The 18161-nt window shown below is 75.6% G+C and carries 12 protein-coding genes and 1 pseudogene; 10 read left to right on the forward strand and 3 right to left on the reverse strand.

The genetic code is table 11. From position 1 onward, the window contains the following. The first annotated feature begins 186 nt into the window (after nt 1-186). The 3 genes from S1361_RS33875 (at nt 187) to S1361_RS33885 (ending at nt 4420) form a co-directional block, all read left to right on the forward strand. A complete protein-coding gene (locus S1361_RS33875) occupies nt 187-1617 on the forward strand; it encodes an FGGY family carbohydrate kinase (RefSeq protein WP_208035685.1) in 1431 nt (476 codons plus the stop codon). Further along, nucleotides 1614-3014 (forward strand): FAD-dependent oxidoreductase, encoded by a 1401-nt coding sequence (locus S1361_RS33880; RefSeq protein WP_208035686.1) that lies wholly within the window; start codon nt 1614-1616, stop codon nt 3012-3014. The genes S1361_RS33875 and S1361_RS33880 overlap by 4 nt, the downstream gene beginning before the upstream one ends. 161 nt (nt 3015-3175) lie before the next feature. Continuing rightward, nucleotides 3176-4420, forward strand: coding sequence for an NAD(P)/FAD-dependent oxidoreductase (locus S1361_RS33885; protein ID WP_243769393.1), 1245 nt, complete (start codon nt 3176-3178; stop codon nt 4418-4420). A gap of 104 nt (nt 4421-4524) precedes the next feature. Here S1361_RS33885 and S1361_RS33890 read toward each other — a convergent pair whose 3' ends face one another. Further along, nucleotides 4525-5289: a crotonase/enoyl-CoA hydratase family protein gene (locus tag S1361_RS33890; RefSeq protein ID WP_208035687.1), complete on the reverse strand. Its 765-nt coding sequence runs from the start codon at nt 5287-5289 to the stop codon at nt 4525-4527. Nucleotides 5290-5452: 163 nt separating this feature from the next. Further along, nucleotides 5453-6973, reverse strand: coding sequence for an alpha/beta hydrolase (locus S1361_RS33895; protein ID WP_208035688.1), 1521 nt, complete (start codon nt 6971-6973; stop codon nt 5453-5455). Nucleotides 6974-7097: 124 nt separating this feature from the next. Between S1361_RS33895 and S1361_RS33900 the strand changes: the two genes are divergently transcribed. After that, nucleotides 7098-8042 (forward strand): MerR family transcriptional regulator, encoded by a 945-nt coding sequence (locus S1361_RS33900; protein ID WP_208036887.1) that lies wholly within the window; start codon nt 7098-7100, stop codon nt 8040-8042. 421 nt (nt 8043-8463) lie between these two features. On the opposite strand, the gene S1361_RS33905 is transcribed toward S1361_RS33900, so the two are convergent. Beyond that, nucleotides 8464-9429, reverse strand: coding sequence for a lysylphosphatidylglycerol synthase transmembrane domain-containing protein (locus S1361_RS33905; RefSeq protein ID WP_208035689.1), 966 nt, complete (start codon nt 9427-9429; stop codon nt 8464-8466). Between the two features lie 96 nt (nt 9430-9525). On the opposite strand from S1361_RS33905, the gene S1361_RS33910 reads away from it, so the two are divergent. The 6 genes and pseudogenes from S1361_RS33910 to S1361_RS33935 all read left to right on the forward strand — a co-directional run bounded on the left by S1361_RS33910 (nt 9526) and on the right by S1361_RS33935 (nt 18141). Beyond that, entirely contained in the window at nt 9526-11415 is a 1890-nt protein-coding gene (locus S1361_RS33910) for an ABC transporter ATP-binding protein (protein WP_208036888.1), read from the forward strand. A gap of 273 nt (nt 11416-11688) precedes the next feature. Then, nucleotides 11689-11889, forward strand: a pseudogene (locus tag S1361_RS40440) (RICIN domain-containing protein); the annotation flags it as partial. Nucleotides 11890-12100: 211 nt separating this feature from the next. After that, nucleotides 12101-12628 (forward strand): 2Fe-2S iron-sulfur cluster-binding protein, encoded by a 528-nt coding sequence (locus tag S1361_RS33920; protein WP_208035690.1) that lies wholly within the window; start codon nt 12101-12103, stop codon nt 12626-12628. Continuing rightward, nucleotides 12629-13624: an FAD binding domain-containing protein gene (locus tag S1361_RS33925; RefSeq protein WP_208035691.1), complete on the forward strand. Its 996-nt coding sequence runs from the start codon at nt 12629-12631 to the stop codon at nt 13622-13624. It begins immediately after the preceding gene. Between the two features lie 30 nt (nt 13625-13654). After that, on the forward strand, nt 13655-15769 hold the full coding sequence (locus tag S1361_RS33930) for a xanthine dehydrogenase family protein molybdopterin-binding subunit (protein WP_208035692.1): 2115 nt from the start codon (nt 13655-13657) through the stop codon (nt 15767-15769). Continuing rightward, complete coding sequence (locus S1361_RS33935) at nt 15769-18141, forward strand: glycoside hydrolase family 65 protein (protein WP_208035693.1); 2373 nt, start codon at nt 15769-15771, stop codon at nt 18139-18141. Before S1361_RS33930 ends, S1361_RS33935 begins: the two co-directional genes overlap by 1 nt. The last annotated feature ends 20 nt before the right edge of the window (nt 18142-18161 follow it).

Raw genomic sequence — 18161 nt, forward strand, 5'->3', positions numbered from 1 at the left:
CCTGGGCGGTGATGTGGTGACTCGTGTGGTCGGCGGTCACTATAGAGGCGCACGTTCCGCCGTACCATTGTTGCCAAGTCAACTACCCGGTAAGGCGAGTTGACGTGGAAGGCAGCCCTTGACGCCGGGGCCGGGGCGGCGGCAGGCTGGCGCGGTGATCTTCACGGCTGGAGCGGAGGACGCGCGATGACCGGGCCGGTGCTCGCCGTCGACCAGGGCACGTCCGGCACCAAGGCGCTCGTGGTGTGCCCCGAGCGCGGGGTCATCGGCACCGCCTTCGCCGAGGTGCGCCCCCGCCATCTGCCCGGCGGCCTGGTGGAGGTGGACCCGGCCCGGCTGTACGACTCGGTGGTGGACGCCGGCCGGCGCGCGCTCGCCGAGGCGGGCGAGGACGTCGTCGCGTTCGGTCTCGCCAACCAGGGCGAGACCGTCCTCGCCTGGGATCCGGCCACCGGCCGCCCGCTGACCGACGCCCTGGTCTGGCAGGACCGGCGCGCCGAGACCGTCTGCGCCGAACTCGCCGAGCACGCCGAGGAGTTGCGTCGGCTGACCGGTCTGCCCCTCGATCCGTACTTCGCCGCGCCGAAGATGGCGTGGATCCGCCGCCACCTCACCCGCGACGGCGTCGTCACCACCTCCGACGCCTGGCTGGTCCACCGTCTCACCGGTGCCTTCGCCACCGACGCCGCCACCGCCGGCCGCACCCAGCTGCTCGACCTGGACCGCGTCGAGTGGTCCCCGCGCGCCCTCGACCTGTACGGCCTGGCCGGTGAACGCCTGCCCGAGGTGACCGACGCCGCCCGACCGATCGGCACGACCAGGGCGTTCGGCCCCGAGATCCCGCTCACCGGACTGATCGTCGACCAGCAGGCCGCGCTGCTCGCCCAGCGCGTCACCGGCCCCGGTGCCGCCAAGTGCACCTACGGCACCGGCGCGTTCCTGCTCGCGCACACCGGTGACCGACCCCGGCGCGGCGACTCGGGCCTGGTCAGCTGCGTGGCCTGGCGACTCGACGGACACACCGGCTACTGCCTGGACGGCCAGGTCTACACGGCCGCCTCCGCCGTCCGCTGGCTCACCGGCCTCGGCGTCATCTCCGGTGCCGCCGACCTCGATCCGGTCGGCGGCACCGTGCCCGACAGCGGCGGGGTCACCTTCGTCCCCGCCCTCGCCGGACTCGCCGCCCCCTGGTGGCGCGGCGACGTGCGCGGCTCCCTCACCGGCCTCGGCCTCGACACCACGCCGGGGCACCTGGTGCGCGCCCTGTGCGAAGGGATCGCCGCCCAGGTCGCCGAACTCGCCGAGGCCGCCGCCCGCGACCTCGACGCGCCGCTGGACACGCTCCGTGTCGACGGCGGCCTCACCCGCTCCGCGCTCCTCATGCAGACCCAGGCCGACCTGCTGCAACGCCCCGTGGAGGTGTCCGCGCTGCCCGACGCGACCGCGCTCGGTGCCGCCACCCTCGCCCGGCTCGGCGCGCACCCCGGACTGCGCGTCGAGGACGCGCTGCCCGACTGGCGACCCTCCGCCGTGTACGAGCCCCGCATCACCGCCGACCAGGCCGCCGAACGCCGCGCCGGGTTCCGCGGCGCCGTCGCGGCCCTCCTCGACCCGTGACGGTCACCGCGGACGGTCCGCTGCCCCCGACGCCGTACGACGTGGCGATCGTCGGCGCCGGTGTCGTCGGCTGCGCCGTCGCCCGGGAACTGGCCCGCCACCCCCGCCTGCGCGTCGCCCTGCTCGACGCCCAGGACGACGTCGGACAGGGCACCTCCAAGGCCAACACCGCGATCCTGCACACGGGTTTCGACGCCACCCCCGGCACCCTGGAGGCCCGGCTGGTCCGCGAGGGCTACGCGCGCCTCGGCGCCTACGCGGACGACACCGGCATCCCCGTCGAACGGGTCGGCGCACTGCTGGTCGCCTGGGACGAGGAGCAGCGCGCCGCGCTGCCCCGGCTGGCCGAGAAGGCCGAGCGCAACGCGTACCCCGACACCGCCCTGCTGGGCCCCGAGGAGCTGTACGCCCGCGAGCCGCACCTGGGCCCCGGCGCGCTCGGCGCGCTGCACGTCCCCGGCGAGAGCATCATCTGCCCCTGGACGACGACCCTCGCCTACGCCACCCAGGCGGTCCGTGCCGGAGTGGACCTGCACCTGAACACCGCCGTGCGCGCGGCACGCCGGTCCGGCGGGCATCTGCTGACCACCAGCCGGGGCACCCTGCGCGCCCGCCACCTGGTCAACGCGGCCGGGCTGCACGCCGACACCCTGGACCGCGCCCTCGGCCACGAGGACTTCACCGTGACCCCGCGGCGCGGCCAGCTCCTGGTCTACGACAAGCTCGCCCGCCCGCTCGTCCGGCACATCCTGCTGCCCGTGCCGACCGCCCTCGGCAAGGGCGTCCTGGTCGCCCCCACCGTCTACGGCAACGTCCTGCTCGGCCCCACCGCCGAGGACCTGCACGACAAGCGGGCCACCGGCTCCACCGCCGACGGGACGGCCGCGCTGCGGGAGCAGGGCCGGCGCATCCTGCCCGCCCTGCCGGAGGAGGAGGTCACCGCCGTCTACGCCGGGCTGCGCGCGGCCACCGGGCAGGAGGACTACCGGATCACCGCGCACCCCGGGCAGGCGTACGTCACCGTCGGCGGCATCCGCTCCACCGGCCTGACCGCGTCCCTGGCCATCGCCGCCCACGTCACTGGTCTGCTGGCGGAGAACGGCCTCGACCCGGGCCCGGTCCGGGAGCCGGAGCCGCTGACCATGCCCAACCTCGGCGAGGCCTCCCCGCGCCCCTACCAGCGGGCCGACCTCATCGCCGCCGACCCCGAGTACGGCACCCTCGTCTGCCACTGCGAGCGGGTGTCCCGCGGGGAGATCCGCGACGCCCTCGCCAGTACGGTCCCGCCCCGCACCCTCGACGGCCTCCGCCGCCGCACCCGCGCCCGGGCCGGCCGCTGCCAGGGGTTCTACTGCGGGGCCGTGGTCCGCGACCTGTTCGAGAGGGGGCGGGCGTGACGGTGAAGCGGGCGGGGTCGCGGTCCGTGACCTGTTCGCGAGGGGCCGCCGTGACGGGTGAAGCGGCGAGGTCGCGCTCTGCGATCTGTTCGAGAAAGGGCGGGCATGACGGGTGAAGCTCGCGGGGTCGCGGTCCGCGACCTGTTCCAGAGGGGCCGGAGGTGACGGGCCAAGCGGTGGTCCCGCGCCGGGTCGACGTCCTCGTCGTCGGTGCGGGTCCCGCCGGGCTCGCCGCCGCCGCGCGGCTGGCCGCCGCCGGCGCCGGACGCGTGGAGGTGCTGGAGCGGGAGGCGCAGCCCGGCGGGGTGCCCCGGCACTGCGCGCACGGGGGCTTCGGCACCTGGACCCGTCCGCTCACCGGACCCCGCTACGCCCGCCTGCTCACGGAGGCCGCCGAGCGGGCCGGCGCCACGCTCCGCACCGGCGTGACGGCGCTGGACTGGGCGCCGACGGGTCCCGTGCTCACCACCGTCGGGCCCGGCGGCCCGGAGACCGTCGAGGCACGGGCGGTCGTGCTCGCCACCGGCGCCCGCGAACGCCCGCGCGCCGCACGGCTGGTGCCCGGCACCCGCCCCGCCGGTGTCTGCACCACCGGCGAACTCCAGCAGGCGGTCCACCTGTTCGGGCAGCACATCGGCACCCGCGCGGTCGTCGCCGGCGCGGCGGACGTCTCCTACGCGGCGGCGGCCACCGTCCGCACGGCCGGCGCCGAGGTCGTCGCCCTGGTCACGGAGCACCCGCGCGCCCAGGCCGGCAGGGCCCGCGCCGGGGCGGCCCGGCTGGGCCACGGCATCCCGCTGCTGACCGACACCACGATCACCGAACTCGTCGGCCACGGCCGGCTGTCCGGCGTCCGCGTCCGCCACCGGGACGGCCGGACGGCCGTACTGCCCTGTGACACCGTGGTGTTCACCGGCGACTTCGTCCCCGAACACGAACTGGCCCGGCGCGGCGGCCTCACCCTGGACCCGGGCACCCGCGGTCCCGCCGTCGGCGCCACCCCGCACACCTCGCGCCCCGGTGTCTTCGCCGCCGGCAACCTGCTGCACGCCGTGGAGCCCGCCGGCACCGCGGTCCGCGAGGGCGCCCGCGCGGCCGGCGCCGTCCTGGACTTCCTGGCGGGTACGCCCTGGCCGGAACCGGGCGTGCCCGTGGTCGTCGAGCCGCCGCTGCGCTGGATCGCCCCGAACCGCGTCACCCCCGGCGCCGTACCCGCCCGTCACGTCCTGCGCACCGGCGTCCCGCTGCCCCGCCCGGTCCTGTACGTCCACCAGGACGGGCGCCTCCTGCACCGCCAACGGCTCACCGCCGGCACCGCGTTGCCCGAGCGCACCCTGACCCTCGCCGCCCGCTGGCACGACCGCGTCGATCCCGACGGCGGGCCGGTGCGGGTGAGCACCGGCTGAGCGGGCGTCGTCAGTGCCGTGTGCGACGGTGCGCCCGGTGCCGGACATCGACTGCGCGCCGGCCGCCTTCCCGGTCTGCGCCGGGCCGCCGGAGCGGCAGCGGATCAGGGCGTGCCGAACGAGCCGTGCCGCCCGGCCCCCGAGGCGAACCGGGCGGCGCCCTCCGCGCTCTCCGGCAGCACACCCGCGCCGTGCCGGAGTTCGCCGAGCAGCGCCGTCGGCTCGTCCAGGCCTTCCTGGTCCAGGACCGAGGCGCGATCGCTGCGCAGGCAGGCCTGCGGGAAGCGGGCGATGGCCGCCGCGAGGGCCTCGGCCTCGGCGCGCGCCCGTCCGGCCGGGACCAGGCGGTTCGCGAGCCCCATCTCGTAGGCCTCGCGGGCCGGGACCGGGCGGCCGGTGAGGATCAGGTCCAGGGCCCGGCCGGTGCCGATCAGCCGGGGCAGCCGTACCGTGCCGCCGTCGATCAGGGGCACGCCCCAGCGACGGCAGAACACCCCGAACACCGCGTCCTCCTCCGCGACCCGCAGATCGCACCACAGGGCGAGTTCGAGGCCGCCCGCGACCGCGTGCCCGGACACCGCCGCGATCACCGGCTTGGACAGCCGCATCCGGGTCGGACCCATCGGCCCGTCGCCGTCCTCCGCCACCCGGTTGCCGCGCTCCGTGCCGATCGCCTTCAGGTCCGCGCCCGCGCAGAAGGTGCCGCCCTCGCCCCACAGCACCGCCACCCGGGCGGTGTCGTCCGCCTCGAACGCCCGGAACGCGGCGGCGAGTTCGGCGGCCGTGGGACCGTCCACCGCGTTACGGGCCTCCGGCCGGGACAGGACGACCGTGGTGACGTGCTCCTGCCGTTCGATCCGCACCGGCATGCGGCAGCCTCCTTCATCGGCCCCGGTGTCCGGGGCGGGACGGTGATCCGTCCGTAGCCTGGCAGTCGCGCCCCGGGTCGGGGGACGACCGTGGGCATGATCTGTGGAGCCGGCCCCGGAGGCGTCGCCGAGGCCGGACGCCCGGCGCGCGGCTCCCCGGGCGTCAGGCGGTCAGGTGGGTCACCACCGAGCGCATGGCCCGGCGCAGGGCGGGGACGGTCTCCTCGGGCGCGTCGACGGTCTCGAAGCCGTGGTGGCCGTTCGGGACGTCGACCAGTTCCAGGTGCGCCCCGCAGCCCTCCGCCGCGCTCACGAACGCCTCCACGGTGGCGGCCACCTCGGGTGTCTCCCGTCCCGCACGGAGGAGGACGACGGGCAGGGCACCCGCGTGCGCGACCGCCCGGTCCGGACGGAACCGGCTGCCGGTCAGCCCCCAGTTGGGCAGCGGCGCCAGGACCGGATAGGAGGCGGCCAGGCAGCGCAGCCAGACCGGGGGCTTCTCCAGCCAGTCCGCGGCGAGCAGGCCGCCGCCGGAGAAGAACCACAGGGCGACCCGGTCGGCGTCCACGCGGGGATCTGCCCGCACCAGCTCCACCGCGGCGGTGACGTCCGCGGCGGCGCGCTCGTAGTCGGCGACGTCGTGCAGCCGGTGGTCGAAGGTCACGCCGACCATGCCCTCGGCCGCCGCCATGCGGGCGTACCCCACCAGGGTCGGCCAGTCGCGCGGTGTCGGCCGGGCTCCGGCGGGGACGGGGCCGCCGTGCACGAGGACCACGGCCGGTCGCGGGCCTTCGGCGGCGGGGACGTGGAAGTCGACGTGTCCCTTGCGGTCCCGGGGCGGCTCGGGCACGTCGAGCGGGAACGGGCGCAGATGGGCGGGCGGTTCGTCGGCGCCGGCCGGTCGCAGGCGGCGTCCCCCGCCGGCCGCGGCGCGCCGCAGGACGTCCGCCAGTTCGGCGGGACAGGACAGCATCGGCCAGTGCCCGGTGAGCAGTTCGAAGAAGGTGACCTGGGGGCCGGTCAGGGCCGCCAGCCCGGGGTCGCCGAAGTCGACGAGCCGTTGCAGCATGTCGACGCTGACACCGTTACGGGTGCACAGGATGCCGGTGACGGGCACGGCGGCCACCGCTCCGGTCAGCCGCAGCGGCTGGAGCAGGGTGCCCAGCGGCTGCGGCGCGGCGAGGGCGGTGAGCCGGTCCAGCGCCGCGTCGGAGAGGCCGGCCGTACTGCCCCAGCGCTGCCACTCGTCACGAGCCGGCGGCGCCAACGCGTCTTCGCCGTCCCCGCGTTGCGCCTGTTCGGCCAGCCGCGCGCGCAGGGCCTGGTCCGGTACGGCGGCCAGGGCCGGGACGCCGTTCCGCGGCATCCCGGCGTCCAGGTACACCACCCGGGCGACGCGCTGTGCCCGCCGGTCGACGGCACCGAGCACCGGGTGGATGCCGTAGTCGTGGCCGACGAGCACGATCTCCCGGCCGGACGCCGCGTCCACCGCGTCGATCGCCGCGGTCACGTCCGCGATGTGCGTCTCCAGATCCACGTCGGCCGGCGGGGCGGGACGGCCCGCGTCGACTCCGGTGAGCCGGACCGGGTGCACCTCGCTGCCCGCCGCGGTCAGCAGCGCGGCGGTCTCCTGCCACACCTGGGCGCCGGTGAACACGCCCCCCACCATGATGAACACGGTCATGGCCCTCTCCTCGGGTCCGTCGCATGACGTCACGCCGGTCGCGTACGCCGTGGCCGGCGGAACCGGGAGCCTTCGCCCGGCCCGCGCGCCGGTACCGTAGGAACTCCCCCGGAGGGAGGTTCAACTGTCCACGTCGCACGAGGTCCTGTGGAGCATCGGTGAACTCGCCGAGCGCGCGGGTGCCACCGTGAAATCCGTCCGTTTCTATTCCGACCGGGGTCTGCTGCCCGAGGCCTCCCGCAGCGGCGGCGGGCACCGCCGGTACGGCCCCGAGGCACTGGAGCGACTGCGGCTGATCCGCTCCCTGCGCGCCCTCGACCTGCCGCTGCCCGAGGTGCGCCGGGTTCTCCAGGACGAGGGCGTGGCGGGCCGTGTGCTGGAGGGCGTCGTCGCGGGGCGCCTGCGCGAGCTGGGCAGTGAGCTGAGGACGTTGCGCTGGCGGGAGGCGGCGCTGCGGCTGGTCGGGGAGTGCCCGCCCGCGGAGCGGGCCGAACGGCTCCGGCTGATCGGCACGGTGAGCATGCCGCCGAGCACGGCACCGCTGGCCCGGTTCTGGCGTGCCTGGCTGCCGGCGCGGATGCCGGCCCGGGCGACGGCGGCGTTCCTGGAGGTGGCCGTTCCGCAGCCTCCCGAGGAGCCGGACCCGGCGCAGGTGCTGGCCTTCGCCCGCCTGCACGCGATGACGACGGCTCCCTGCCCGGGTACCCCGCAGCCCCGGCCCGAGGTGCACCGGGTGGCCGGGGCCCGCGGCGCGGCCGTGCTGTACGAGGGTCTCGCCGAGGCCTACGAGCTGGCGGGCCCGCAGCTGCGCCGAGCACGGGATCCGCACCCGGGTGAGGCGCTGGACGCCTACGTGGCGGCGTACGCGAGCGCCTTCGGCAGCCGGGACACCCGGGAGTTCCGCCGCCTGCTGGCCCCGCGGCTCGCGGCCGAGCCGCGTCTGGACCGCTACTGGGAACTGACGGCCGCGGTGCTCACACCGCCGGGCAGCCGTCCGGAACCGACCCCGGGCACCGCGGACGACTGGCTGCGCGCGGCACTGGAGCGGGACAACGCAGGGGCGGCGTGACGTGAGGGGAGGCGGCCGGGGGTGCCGGGAGCCGGTGGGGTGGGCTGCGGGTATTCGGGGAGCGGGAGGACAGGGGGCGGTGTGACGCGCGGGGGAGCATCCGGAGGCGGCGGAGCCGGTTGGGGTGACCGTACGCGCATCAGCGAGCCGGACAGCGCAGGGGCGGCGTGAGGGGAGGCGGCCGGGGGTGCCGGGAGCCGGGGGTGAGCGCGCGCGTATCAAGGGAGCGGGAGGACGGGGGGCGGTGTGACGCGCGGGGAGGCGGCCGGAGGCGCCGGGACCGGTTGGGTGACCGTACGCGCATCAGTGAGCCGGACAGCGCAGGGGCGGCGTGACGCGCGCGAAGGAGCCGAAGATCCTGCGGCCGGGGTGGGCGTGCGGGTGCCCTTCCGTGCGGCGCCCGGCGGTGCGGTCGCGGCGGTCAGATGACCTTCAGCCGCACCAGGGCGCCGAGCGTCAGCGCCCCCGGCAGCAGCGGCAGCCACACGGTGATGAGCCGGTAGGCCAGCACCACCGCCGTGGCCACCGCCGCCGGGCCGCCCACCGCGACCAGCGCGACGATCAGCGCCGCCTCCACCGAGCCGACCCCGCCGGGTGTGGGCACCAGGGCCACCGCGACCGTCGCGGCCAGGTAGGCCAGCACCATGTGCCCGGGCGGCACCGGCAGCCGTAGCGCCTGCCCGACCGCGGCCAGTCCGGCCGCCTGGAGCGCGGGGAAGGCCAGCGAGCCGCCCCACAGCGCCAGCGCGCGGGCCGGCCGCGTGTGCACCGACCGCGCCTCGCCGAGGGCGTCCCGCGCGAACGCGTACACGCGCGTGCGCAGCGGCCGTACGAACACCGGCACGGCCCCCGCGACGAGCAGCAGGCCCACGGCGCCCAGCAGCAGCGGGAGCGCCGAGCCGTCCGGCAGCAGGGTGCCGAGCCGCAGCGCGTCCGGGAACGCGACCAGCAGCGCCGCCAACAGGCCGAGCCGGCCCACGCTCTCGGCCAGCAGGTACAGGACGAGCGCCGCCGAGGAACGGGCCGGCGGCACCCCGCACACGGTCATGAAGCGCAGGTTCACGGCACCCGCGCCGAGCCCGCTCGGCAGCAGATGGTTGGCCGTGGCCGCCGCCAACTGGGTGGCCAGCAACCGCCCCTTGGGCAGGGGTTGCAGCACCGCGCCCTGCCGGGTGAGCGCGGCGGCCACCCAGGTCAGGCAGGTGGCCGCGGCCGCCGCGAGCAGCCACGGCCAGGACGCGGTCCTGAGGTGCCCGAAGCCCTCCGCGAGCACCGAGCGGTGCCGGACTGCGGCCACGGCGACGAGCACGAGCGGCACCAGGCACAGCACCTGGCGGACGGGGACGCGCCGGGGGAGTCGCCCCCGGGGATGCGGGACGGTGGTCACATCCGCACAGGCTTTCCGAGCCGCACCAACGGCGGGTGAAAACCCCGGGACATTGACCTCAACGATGCTTGAGGTTCTACGTTCTCTCCCATGAGCATGGAGACCACCGCCTGGACGCAACTGCACAGCGTGATGAACGCGCAGTCCGAGCGTCGCCCGTTCGCCCGCGCCACGCTGCGCCGCATCGCCGCCTTCGCCCGCCCGCACCGTGCCGGCATCGTCCGGTTCGTGCTGCTCGGGGTGGTGACGGCCCTGCTCGCCGTGGCGACGCCCGTGCTCGCCGGCCGCGTCGTCGACGCGATCGTGGCGGGGCACGACTCCGGCACGGTGGTCGGGCTCGCCCTGCTCATCGCGCTGGTGGCGCTCGTGGAGGCGGGGCTCGGCATCCTCGGCCGCCGGCTGTCGGCGACGCTCGGGGAGGGACTCATCCTCGACCTCCGGACGGCTGTGTTCGATCATGTGCAGCGCATGCCTGTCGCGTTCTTCACGCGTACGCGTACGGGCGCGCTGGTCAGCCGTCTCAACAACGACGTGATCGGCGCCCAGCGGGCCTTCGCCAACACCCTCTCCGGCGTCGTCAGCAACCTGGTCACCCTGCTGCTCACCCTCGCGGTCATGCTCACCCTGTCCTGGCAGATCACCCTGCTCGCACTGGTGCTGCTGCCGGTCTTCGTGCTGCCCGCCCGCCGCATGGGCCGCCGGATGGCCCGTATGCAGCGGGAGGCGGCGGCGCTGAACGCGGCCATGGGCACCCGGATGACCGAGCGGTTCTCCGCGCCCGGCGCCACGCTGGTCAAGCTGTTCGGGCGGCCGGAGGAGGAGTCGGCGGAGTTCGCGGCCCGCGCCCGCCGGGTCCGGGACATCGGCGTGCGCACGGCCACGGCCCAGTCGGTCTTCATCACCTCCCTCACCCTGGTCTCCGCCCTCGCCCTGGCCCTCGTCTACGGCCTCGGCGGCTGGTTCGCGCTGCGCGGCACCCTGGAGCCCGGCGCGGTGGTCTCCCTCGCCCTGCTGCTGACCCGGCTGTACGCCCCGCTGACCGCGCTCGCCGGGGCCCGGGTCGAGGTGATGAGCGCGCTCGTCAGCTTCGAGCGGGTCTTCGAGGTGCTCGACCTGGAGCCGCTCATCACGGAGAAACCGGACGCCCGCGAGGTGCCCGAGGGGCCGGTCGCCGTCGAGTTCGAGAACGTCCGCTTCTCGTACCCGGCCGCCGACCAGGTCTCCCTCGCCTCCCTGGAGGAGGTCGCCGCGCTCGACACCCGCGGCGGCTCGGAGGTGCTGCACGGCATCTCCTTCCGCGCCGAGCCCGGCCGTACCGTCGCCCTGGTCGGCTCCTCCGGTGCCGGCAAGTCGACCATCGCGCAGCTTCTGCCGCGCCTGTACGACGTCGACGCGGGTGCCGTCCGCATCGGCGGGGTCGACGTACGGGAGCTGACCGCCGCGTCCCTGCGGGCCACGCTCGGCATGGTCACCCAGGACGGCCACCTCTTCCACGACACCGTCCGCGCCAACCTGCTGCTGGCCCGCCCGGACGCGGGGGACGAGGAGCTGTGGGACGCCCTCGGCCGCGCCCGCCTCGCCGACGTCGTACGGTCCCTGCCCGACGGTCTGGACACGGTCGTCGGCGAGCGCGGTTACCGGCTCTCCGGCGGCGAGCGCCAGCGCATGACCATCGCCCGGCTGCTGCTGGCCCGCCAGCGCGTGGTCATCCTGGACGAGGCCACCGCGCACCTGGACAACGCCTCCGAGGCGGCCGTCCAGGAGGCGCTCACCGAGGCCCTGGAGGGCCGCACCGCCGTGGTCATCGCCCACCGCCTGTCCACGGTGCGGGCCGCCGACCAGATCCTGGTCGTGGAGTCCGGCCGCATCGTGGAGCGCGGCACGCACGCGGAACTCCTGGCGGCGGACGGACGCTACGCCGAGCTGTACCGCACCCAGTTCGCCCGACGGGACGAGACCCCGGACGCGGTGGCACCGACGGCCTGATTCCCGGGCCGGCCCGACGACCGAGAGGGCCTGGTTCCGGGCCGGCCTGACGACCGAGACGGCGGGCCGGTCCCCCGGGACGGCCCGGCCGGCCGGTGGCTTCCCCGGGCGCCGTTTTTTCGCCACCGCTGTTCCGGATTCACCGTTCCACTTGACGTCCCTGGTCCGTACCTTTAGCTTCACGCCTTAAACAAAGCCCCGCAGGCCCCAACGGCAGACTGTCCCCCGCTGTTGGGCCTGCGGCCTCCCCCCACCGAAAGGCCGCCCGCGCACATGGCCAGACCCCTCCCCGCGGCCGGGTCGCTCGCCGCACTGTCCCTCGCCGACGCCCTGCTCACGGCCGCACCCGTGCCGGCGGCCACCGCCGCTACCGCCGCCCTGCCCACCGGATCCGTCACGGTGGTCAACGCCGCGAGCGGCAGGTGCCTGGACGCCAGGGCGGCCGGCACCGCCGACGGCACCGTCGTGCAGCAGTACGCCTGCAACGTCACCGTCTCCCTCGGCGGCACCGGCACCATCAGTCACGTCGTCAACAACACCGGAGGACCCTCCAACGCGACGACCAACGTCGCGAACCTCGTCCGCTACCCGTGACCAGGGGATGGCCTCCGGCACGTGTGACCCGGCGTGACCTGGATACGCGGTCTGCACGGCTCCCCCGACCGTCCGGAAGGTCATCCCCGCCATGACCAGTGCTTCCCACCACTCCGAGATCACCCTCCGGGTCAACGGCAAACCCCACACCCTGCGCGTCGACCACCGGCGCGTCCTGCTCGACCTGCTGCGTGAGGACCTCGACCTCACCGGGTCCAAGAAGGGCTGCGACCACGGCCAGTGCGGTGCCTGCACCGTGCTGGTCGACGGCCGCCGGCTCAACAGCTGTCTGCTGCTCGCCGTGACCCTCGACGGCAGCGAGATCACCACCGTCGAGGGCCTGGGCGGCGACGGCGAGGAGCCGCACCCGCTGCAGCGGGCCTTCCTGGACCGCGACGCCTTCCAGTGCGGCTACTGCACCCCCGGCCAGCTCTGCTCCGCCGTGGGCATGCTCGCCGAGGCCGCGGCCGGCCACCCCTCCCACGTCACCGGCCCGGAAACCCCCGCCGGCCCGCCCGTGGCGCTGGACCGGACCGAGATCCGCGAGCGGATGAGCGGCAACCTGTGCCGCTGCGGCGCCTACCCGCGCATCGTCGAGGCGATCGAGGACGTGATCTGAGTGAACGGGTTCGGATACGTGCGGCCCGGCAGCGTCCAGGAGGCGGTCGAGGCGTACGCCGCCCAGCCCGGCGCCCGCTACCTCGCCGGCGGCACCAACCTGGTCGACCTGCTGAAACTCGGCGTGGAACGGCCCACCGCCCTCATCGACATCGGCCGGCTGCCGCTGGACGGCATCGAGGAGCTGCCCGACGGCTCCCTCCGGGTGGGCGCCACCGTGCGCAACAGCGACCTGGCCGCCGACCCGCGGGTCCGTGAACGCTGGCCGGCGCTGTCCCAGGCACTCCTCGCGGGTGCCTCCGCACAGCTGCGCAACGCCGCCACCACCGGCGGCAACCTGCTCCAGCGCACCCGCTGCCCCTACTTCCAGGACCTGGACAAACCCTGCAACAAACGGGAGCCGGGCAGCGGCTGCGGCGCCCGGGACGGCGTCCACCGCGACCACGCCGTCCTCGGCCACTCCGCGCAGTGCATCGCCACGAACCCGTCCGACATGGCCGTCGCCCTCGCCGCCCTGGACGCCCAGATCGAGCTGTACGGCACCGATGGCCCCCGGCGCCTGCCGGCCGCCGACTTCCACCGGCTGCCCGGCGAGCATCCCGAGCGGGACAGCTGGATCCGCCCCGGCGAACTGATCACCGGCATCGTGCTCCCGGCCGCCACCGCCGGCATCCCGTCCGCCTACCGCAAGGCCCGGGACCGGGCGTCGTACGCCTTCGCCCTCGCCTCCGTGGCCGTCCTGCTGCGGGTCAGGGACGGCGTCGTCGACCAGGTGGGCATCGCGTTCGGCGGTCTCGCCCACCGGCCCTGGCGGGCCCGGCACAGCGAGCTGGCCCTGCTGGGCGCCCACGCCACCCCCGCCGCCTTCGAGGGCGCCGTGGCCCTCGAACTCGCGCACGCCGAGCCGCTGCGGGACAACGCCTACAAGGTGTTCCTCGCCCGCAGCCTCGCCCTGGACGTCCTGAACCGACTCGCCCCGGCGCCCGCCCCGGCCTGAGCCGTCACCGCAGGAGCAGGAGGATCCCCCATGACCGGCACGACCGGCACGACCGGCACCGCCCTGGGCGCCCCCGCCGAGCGCCGCGAGGGACGCCAGAAGGTCACCGGCGCCGCCCGCTACGCCGCCGAGTACACCCTGCCCGGCCGGGCCCACGCCTGGCCGGTGCCCGCCGCGGTGGCCCGCGGCCGGGTCCGCGCCGTCGACACCTCGGCCGCCCTCGCCCTGCCGGGTGTCCTCGCCGTCCTCACCCCCGGCGACGCACCCCGGCTCGCCGAGCCCGACGACCACACCCTCGCCGTGCTGCAGAGCCCGGACGTGCCGCACCGCGGCTGGTGCGTGGCCCTGGCCGTCGCCGAGACCCCGGAGGCCGCCCGCGCCGCCGCCCGGGCCGTCCGGATCACCTACGACACCGCGCCCCACGACACCGCCCTCACCGAGGACCACCCGGACGCCTACGTGCCCGAGCAGGTCTACAACCAGCCCGGCCGGCTCCAGCACGGCGACCCGGAGGCCGCCTACGCCGCCTCCGAGATCCGCGTCGACGTCACCTACCGGGTGCCGCCCCTGCACAACCACCCCATGGAGCCGCACGCCACCACGGCCCACTGGGACGGGGACCGGCTCACCGTGTACACCTCCAGCCAGGGCGGTACGACCGTGCGGTCGGTGCTCGCGCAGCTGTTCCGGCTGCCCGAGGAGCGGATCACCGTCGTCGCCGAGCACGTCGGCGGCGGATTCGGGTCCAAGGGGACCCCGCGCCCCGACCTCGTCCTCGCCGCGCTGGCCGCCCGGCACACCGGCCGGCCCGTCACCGTGGCCCACCCCCGCCGTCAGCTGCCCACCGTCGTCGGCCACCGCGCCCCCACCGTGCAGCGGCTGCGGCTCGGCGCGCGCCCGGACGGCCGGCTCACCGCCCTGCTGCACGAGGTCACCACCCACACCTCGCGGGTACGGGAGTTCGTGGAGCAGGCCGCGGTGGTGTCCCGCGTCATGTACGCCACCCCGGCCCTGCTCAGCACCCACCGGGTGGTCCCGCTGGACGTGCCGAGCCCGTCCTGGATGCGCGCACCCGGCGAGGCGCCCGGCATGTACGCCCTGGAGTCCGCCGTGGACGAACTCGCCGACGTGCTCGGCCTGGACCCGGTGGAGCTGCGCGTCCGCAACGAACCGGACCGCGAACCCGGCAGCGGCGACCCGTTCAGCAGCCGCCACCTCGTCGAGTGCCTGCGCGAGGGCGCCCGCCGCTTCGGCTGGGCCGGCCGCGACCCGCACCCCGGCGTCCGCCGCGAGGGCCCCTTCCTGCTCGGCACCGGCGTGGCCGCCGCGACCTACCCCGCCCAGGCCTCCCCGTCCACCGCCGCCGCCCGCGCCCTGCCCGACGGCACCTTCCTCGTCCGCATCAACGCCACCGACATCGGCACCGGGGCCCGTACCGTCCTCGCCCAGGTGGCCGCCGACGCCCTCGGCGTGCCCCTGGACCGGGTGCGCGCCGAGGTAGGCCACAGCGACCTGCCCCCGGCCCCGCTGGCGGGCGGCTCCATGGGCACCGCATCCTGGGGCTGGGCCGTCCACGAGGCCTGCGCCGACCTGGCGTCCCGGCTGGCCGCGCACACCGGACCGCTGCCCGCCGAGGGGATCGAGACCCGCGCGGACACCTCCGGGAAGGCCGACGCCGACAGCCCCTGGGCGCGGCACGCGTTCGGCGCGCACTTCGCCGAGGTCGCCGTCGACACCGTCACCGGCGAGACCCGGGTGCGCCGGCTGCTCGGCGTCTACGCCGCCGGGCGCATCCTCAACGCCCGTACCGCGCGCTCCCAGTTCACCGGCGGCATGATCATGGGTCTCGGTATGGCCCTCACCGAGGGCAGCACCCTGGACCCGGCGTTCGGCGACTTCACCGAGGCCGACCTCGCCTCCTACCACGTCCCCGTCCACGCCGACGTCCCGGACGTCGAGGCCGACTGGATCGACGAGGACGACCCCCACCTCAACCCCATGGGCAGCAAGGGCATCGGCGAGATCGGCATCGTCGGCACCGCGGCCGCCCTCGGCAACGCCGTCCACCACGCCACCGGCATCCGCTTCCGCGAACTCCCCCTCACCCCCGACCGGATCCTCGCCGGCCTGCTGTCCGAGGGCTGATGGTGGACGGGCCCACCTGGGAGTACGAGGGCTACCGGCCCGCGGAGGAACGCCTGCGGGAGTCGCTGTGCACCCTGGGAAACGGCTACTTCGCCACGCGCGGGGCCCTGCCCGAGTGCACCGCGGACGACGTCCACTACCCCGGCACCTACGCGGCCGGCTGCTACAACCGGCTCACCTCCGAGATCGCCGGGCGCCGGGTCGAGAACGAGGACATGGTCAACCTGCCCAACTGGCTGCCGCTGCGGTTCCGGCCGGCCGGCGGGGAGTGGCTCACCCCGGACACCACCCCCGTCGCCGAGCACCACCAGATGCTCGTCCTCGACCCCGGCCTGCTGGAACGCCGTACCCGCTACCCGCTCGGCACCGACGCGAGCCTCCTGGTCCGGCAGGAGCGCCTCGTCCACCTGGCCGACCCCCATCTCGCCGCGCTGCGCACCGAGTTCACCGCCGAGGGCCGTCCCGTCGAACTGGACGTCGAGGCCGCGCTGGACGGGGGCGTCACCAACGCCGGGGTCGCCCGGTACCGGGAGCTGGACGGCCGGCACCTCAGCCACGTCACCGTCGGCACCGCCGTGCCCGGCACGGTCTGGCTGCGCTGCCGTACCCGCACCTCCGACATCGGCTTCGGACTGGCCGCCCGGCTGACGGTCCGGGCGCCGGTCACCCACGCCAACGAGGCCCACCGCGCGGTGCAGCGGCTGCTGCTGCGGCTGCCGCCCGGCCGGACCGTCACCGTCGACAAGACCGTCGCCCTGCACACCTCCCACGACCCGGCGATCAGCGACCCGCTGCGCGCGGCCGTGGACCGGGTCGGCACCGCGCCCGGCTTCGAGGAGCTGCGCGAGACCCACCGCTCGGCCTGGGAGCAGCTGTGGCGGCGCACCGCGCTCGACGTGCCCGGCGAGGCCGGCAGCATCCTGCGCCTGCACCTGTTCCACCTGCTGCAGACCCTCTCCCCGCACACCGCGGACCTGGACGTCGGCGTGCCCGCCCGCGGACTGCACGGCGAGGCCTACCGCGGGCACGTCTTCTGGGACGAACTCTTCGTCCTGCCCTACCTCAACCTCCACCTCCCCGAGGTCTCCCGCGCCCTGCTCCACTACCGCCACCGCCGCCTGGACGCGGCCTGCCGAGCGGCCCGCGACCTCGGCCGGTGCGGCGCGCTGTACCCGTGGCAGAGCGGCAGCGACGGCCGCGAGGAGACCCAGCAGGTGCACCTCAACCCGCGCTCGGGCCGCTGGCTCCCGGACCACTCCCGGCTGCAGCACCACGTCGGCTCGGCCGTGGCCTACAACGTCTGGCAGTACTGCGAGGCGACCGGCGACACGGAGTTCCGGCACGGCGAGGGCGCCGAGATCTTCCTCCAGATCGCCCGCTTCTGGGGAGAGTCGGCGAGGTGGGACGACCACCTCGGCCGGTACCGCATCCGGGGCGTGGTCGGCCCCGACGAGTACCACGACGCCTACCCCGGTGCGCTCCGGCCCGGCCTGGACGACAACGCGTACACCAACGTCTCCGCCGCCTGGGTGCTCACCCGCGCCCTGGAACTGCTGGACGGCCTGCCCGAGCCGCGCCGCCGTGAACTCGGCGAGCACATCGGGCTGGCCGCCGACGAGCCCGCCCGCTGGACCGAGGTCTCCCGCGGCCTGCACGTTCCCTTCCACGACGGGGTGATCAGCCAGTTCGACGGCTACGGCGACCTCGCCGAGCTGGACTGGGACGGCTACCGCAAGCGGTACCACGACATCCGGCGCCTGGACCGGATCCTGGAGTCGGAGGGCGACACCGTCAACCGCTACAAAGCGTCCAAACAGGCCGACGTCCTGATGCTCGGCTACCTCTTCTCGCCCGCCGAACTCCGGTCGCTCTTCCAGCAGCTGGGCCACCACCTGGACGAGCACGGCTGGCTCGCCACCGTGGACCACTATCTGCACCGCACCAGCCACGGCTCGACCCTGAGCGGCCTGGTGCACGGCTGGATCCTGGCCCGTGCCCGCCGCGCCGACGCCTGGACCTTCGTGCAGGAGGCGCTGCGCGGCGACATCGCCGACCTGCAAGGGGGCACCACCGGGGAGGGCATCCACCTCGGCGCGATGGCCGGCACCCTCGACCTCGTGCAGCGCGGGCTGACCGGTCTGGAGACCCGCGGCGGCGGCCTGTGCCTGGACCCGGTCCCGCTGCCCGAACTGTCCTCCTACGGCTTCGCCATCCGCTACCACGGCCACTGGGGCGTGCGGCTGCGGCTGCGCAGCGGCCTGCTGGAGATCGCCGTACCGGAGTCCGACCAGTCGCCCATCGACATCCGCCTGCACGACCGGGTGATCCCCGTCGGACCGGGGGAGACGGCCCGGCTGGTGCTGCCCGACTGAGGCCCCCGGCCAACCCGGGT

Origin of the sequence: Streptomyces cyanogenus, assembly GCF_017526105.1 — a bacterium.
GTDB lineage: Bacteria > Actinomycetota > Actinomycetes > Streptomycetales > Streptomycetaceae > Streptomyces > Streptomyces cyanogenus.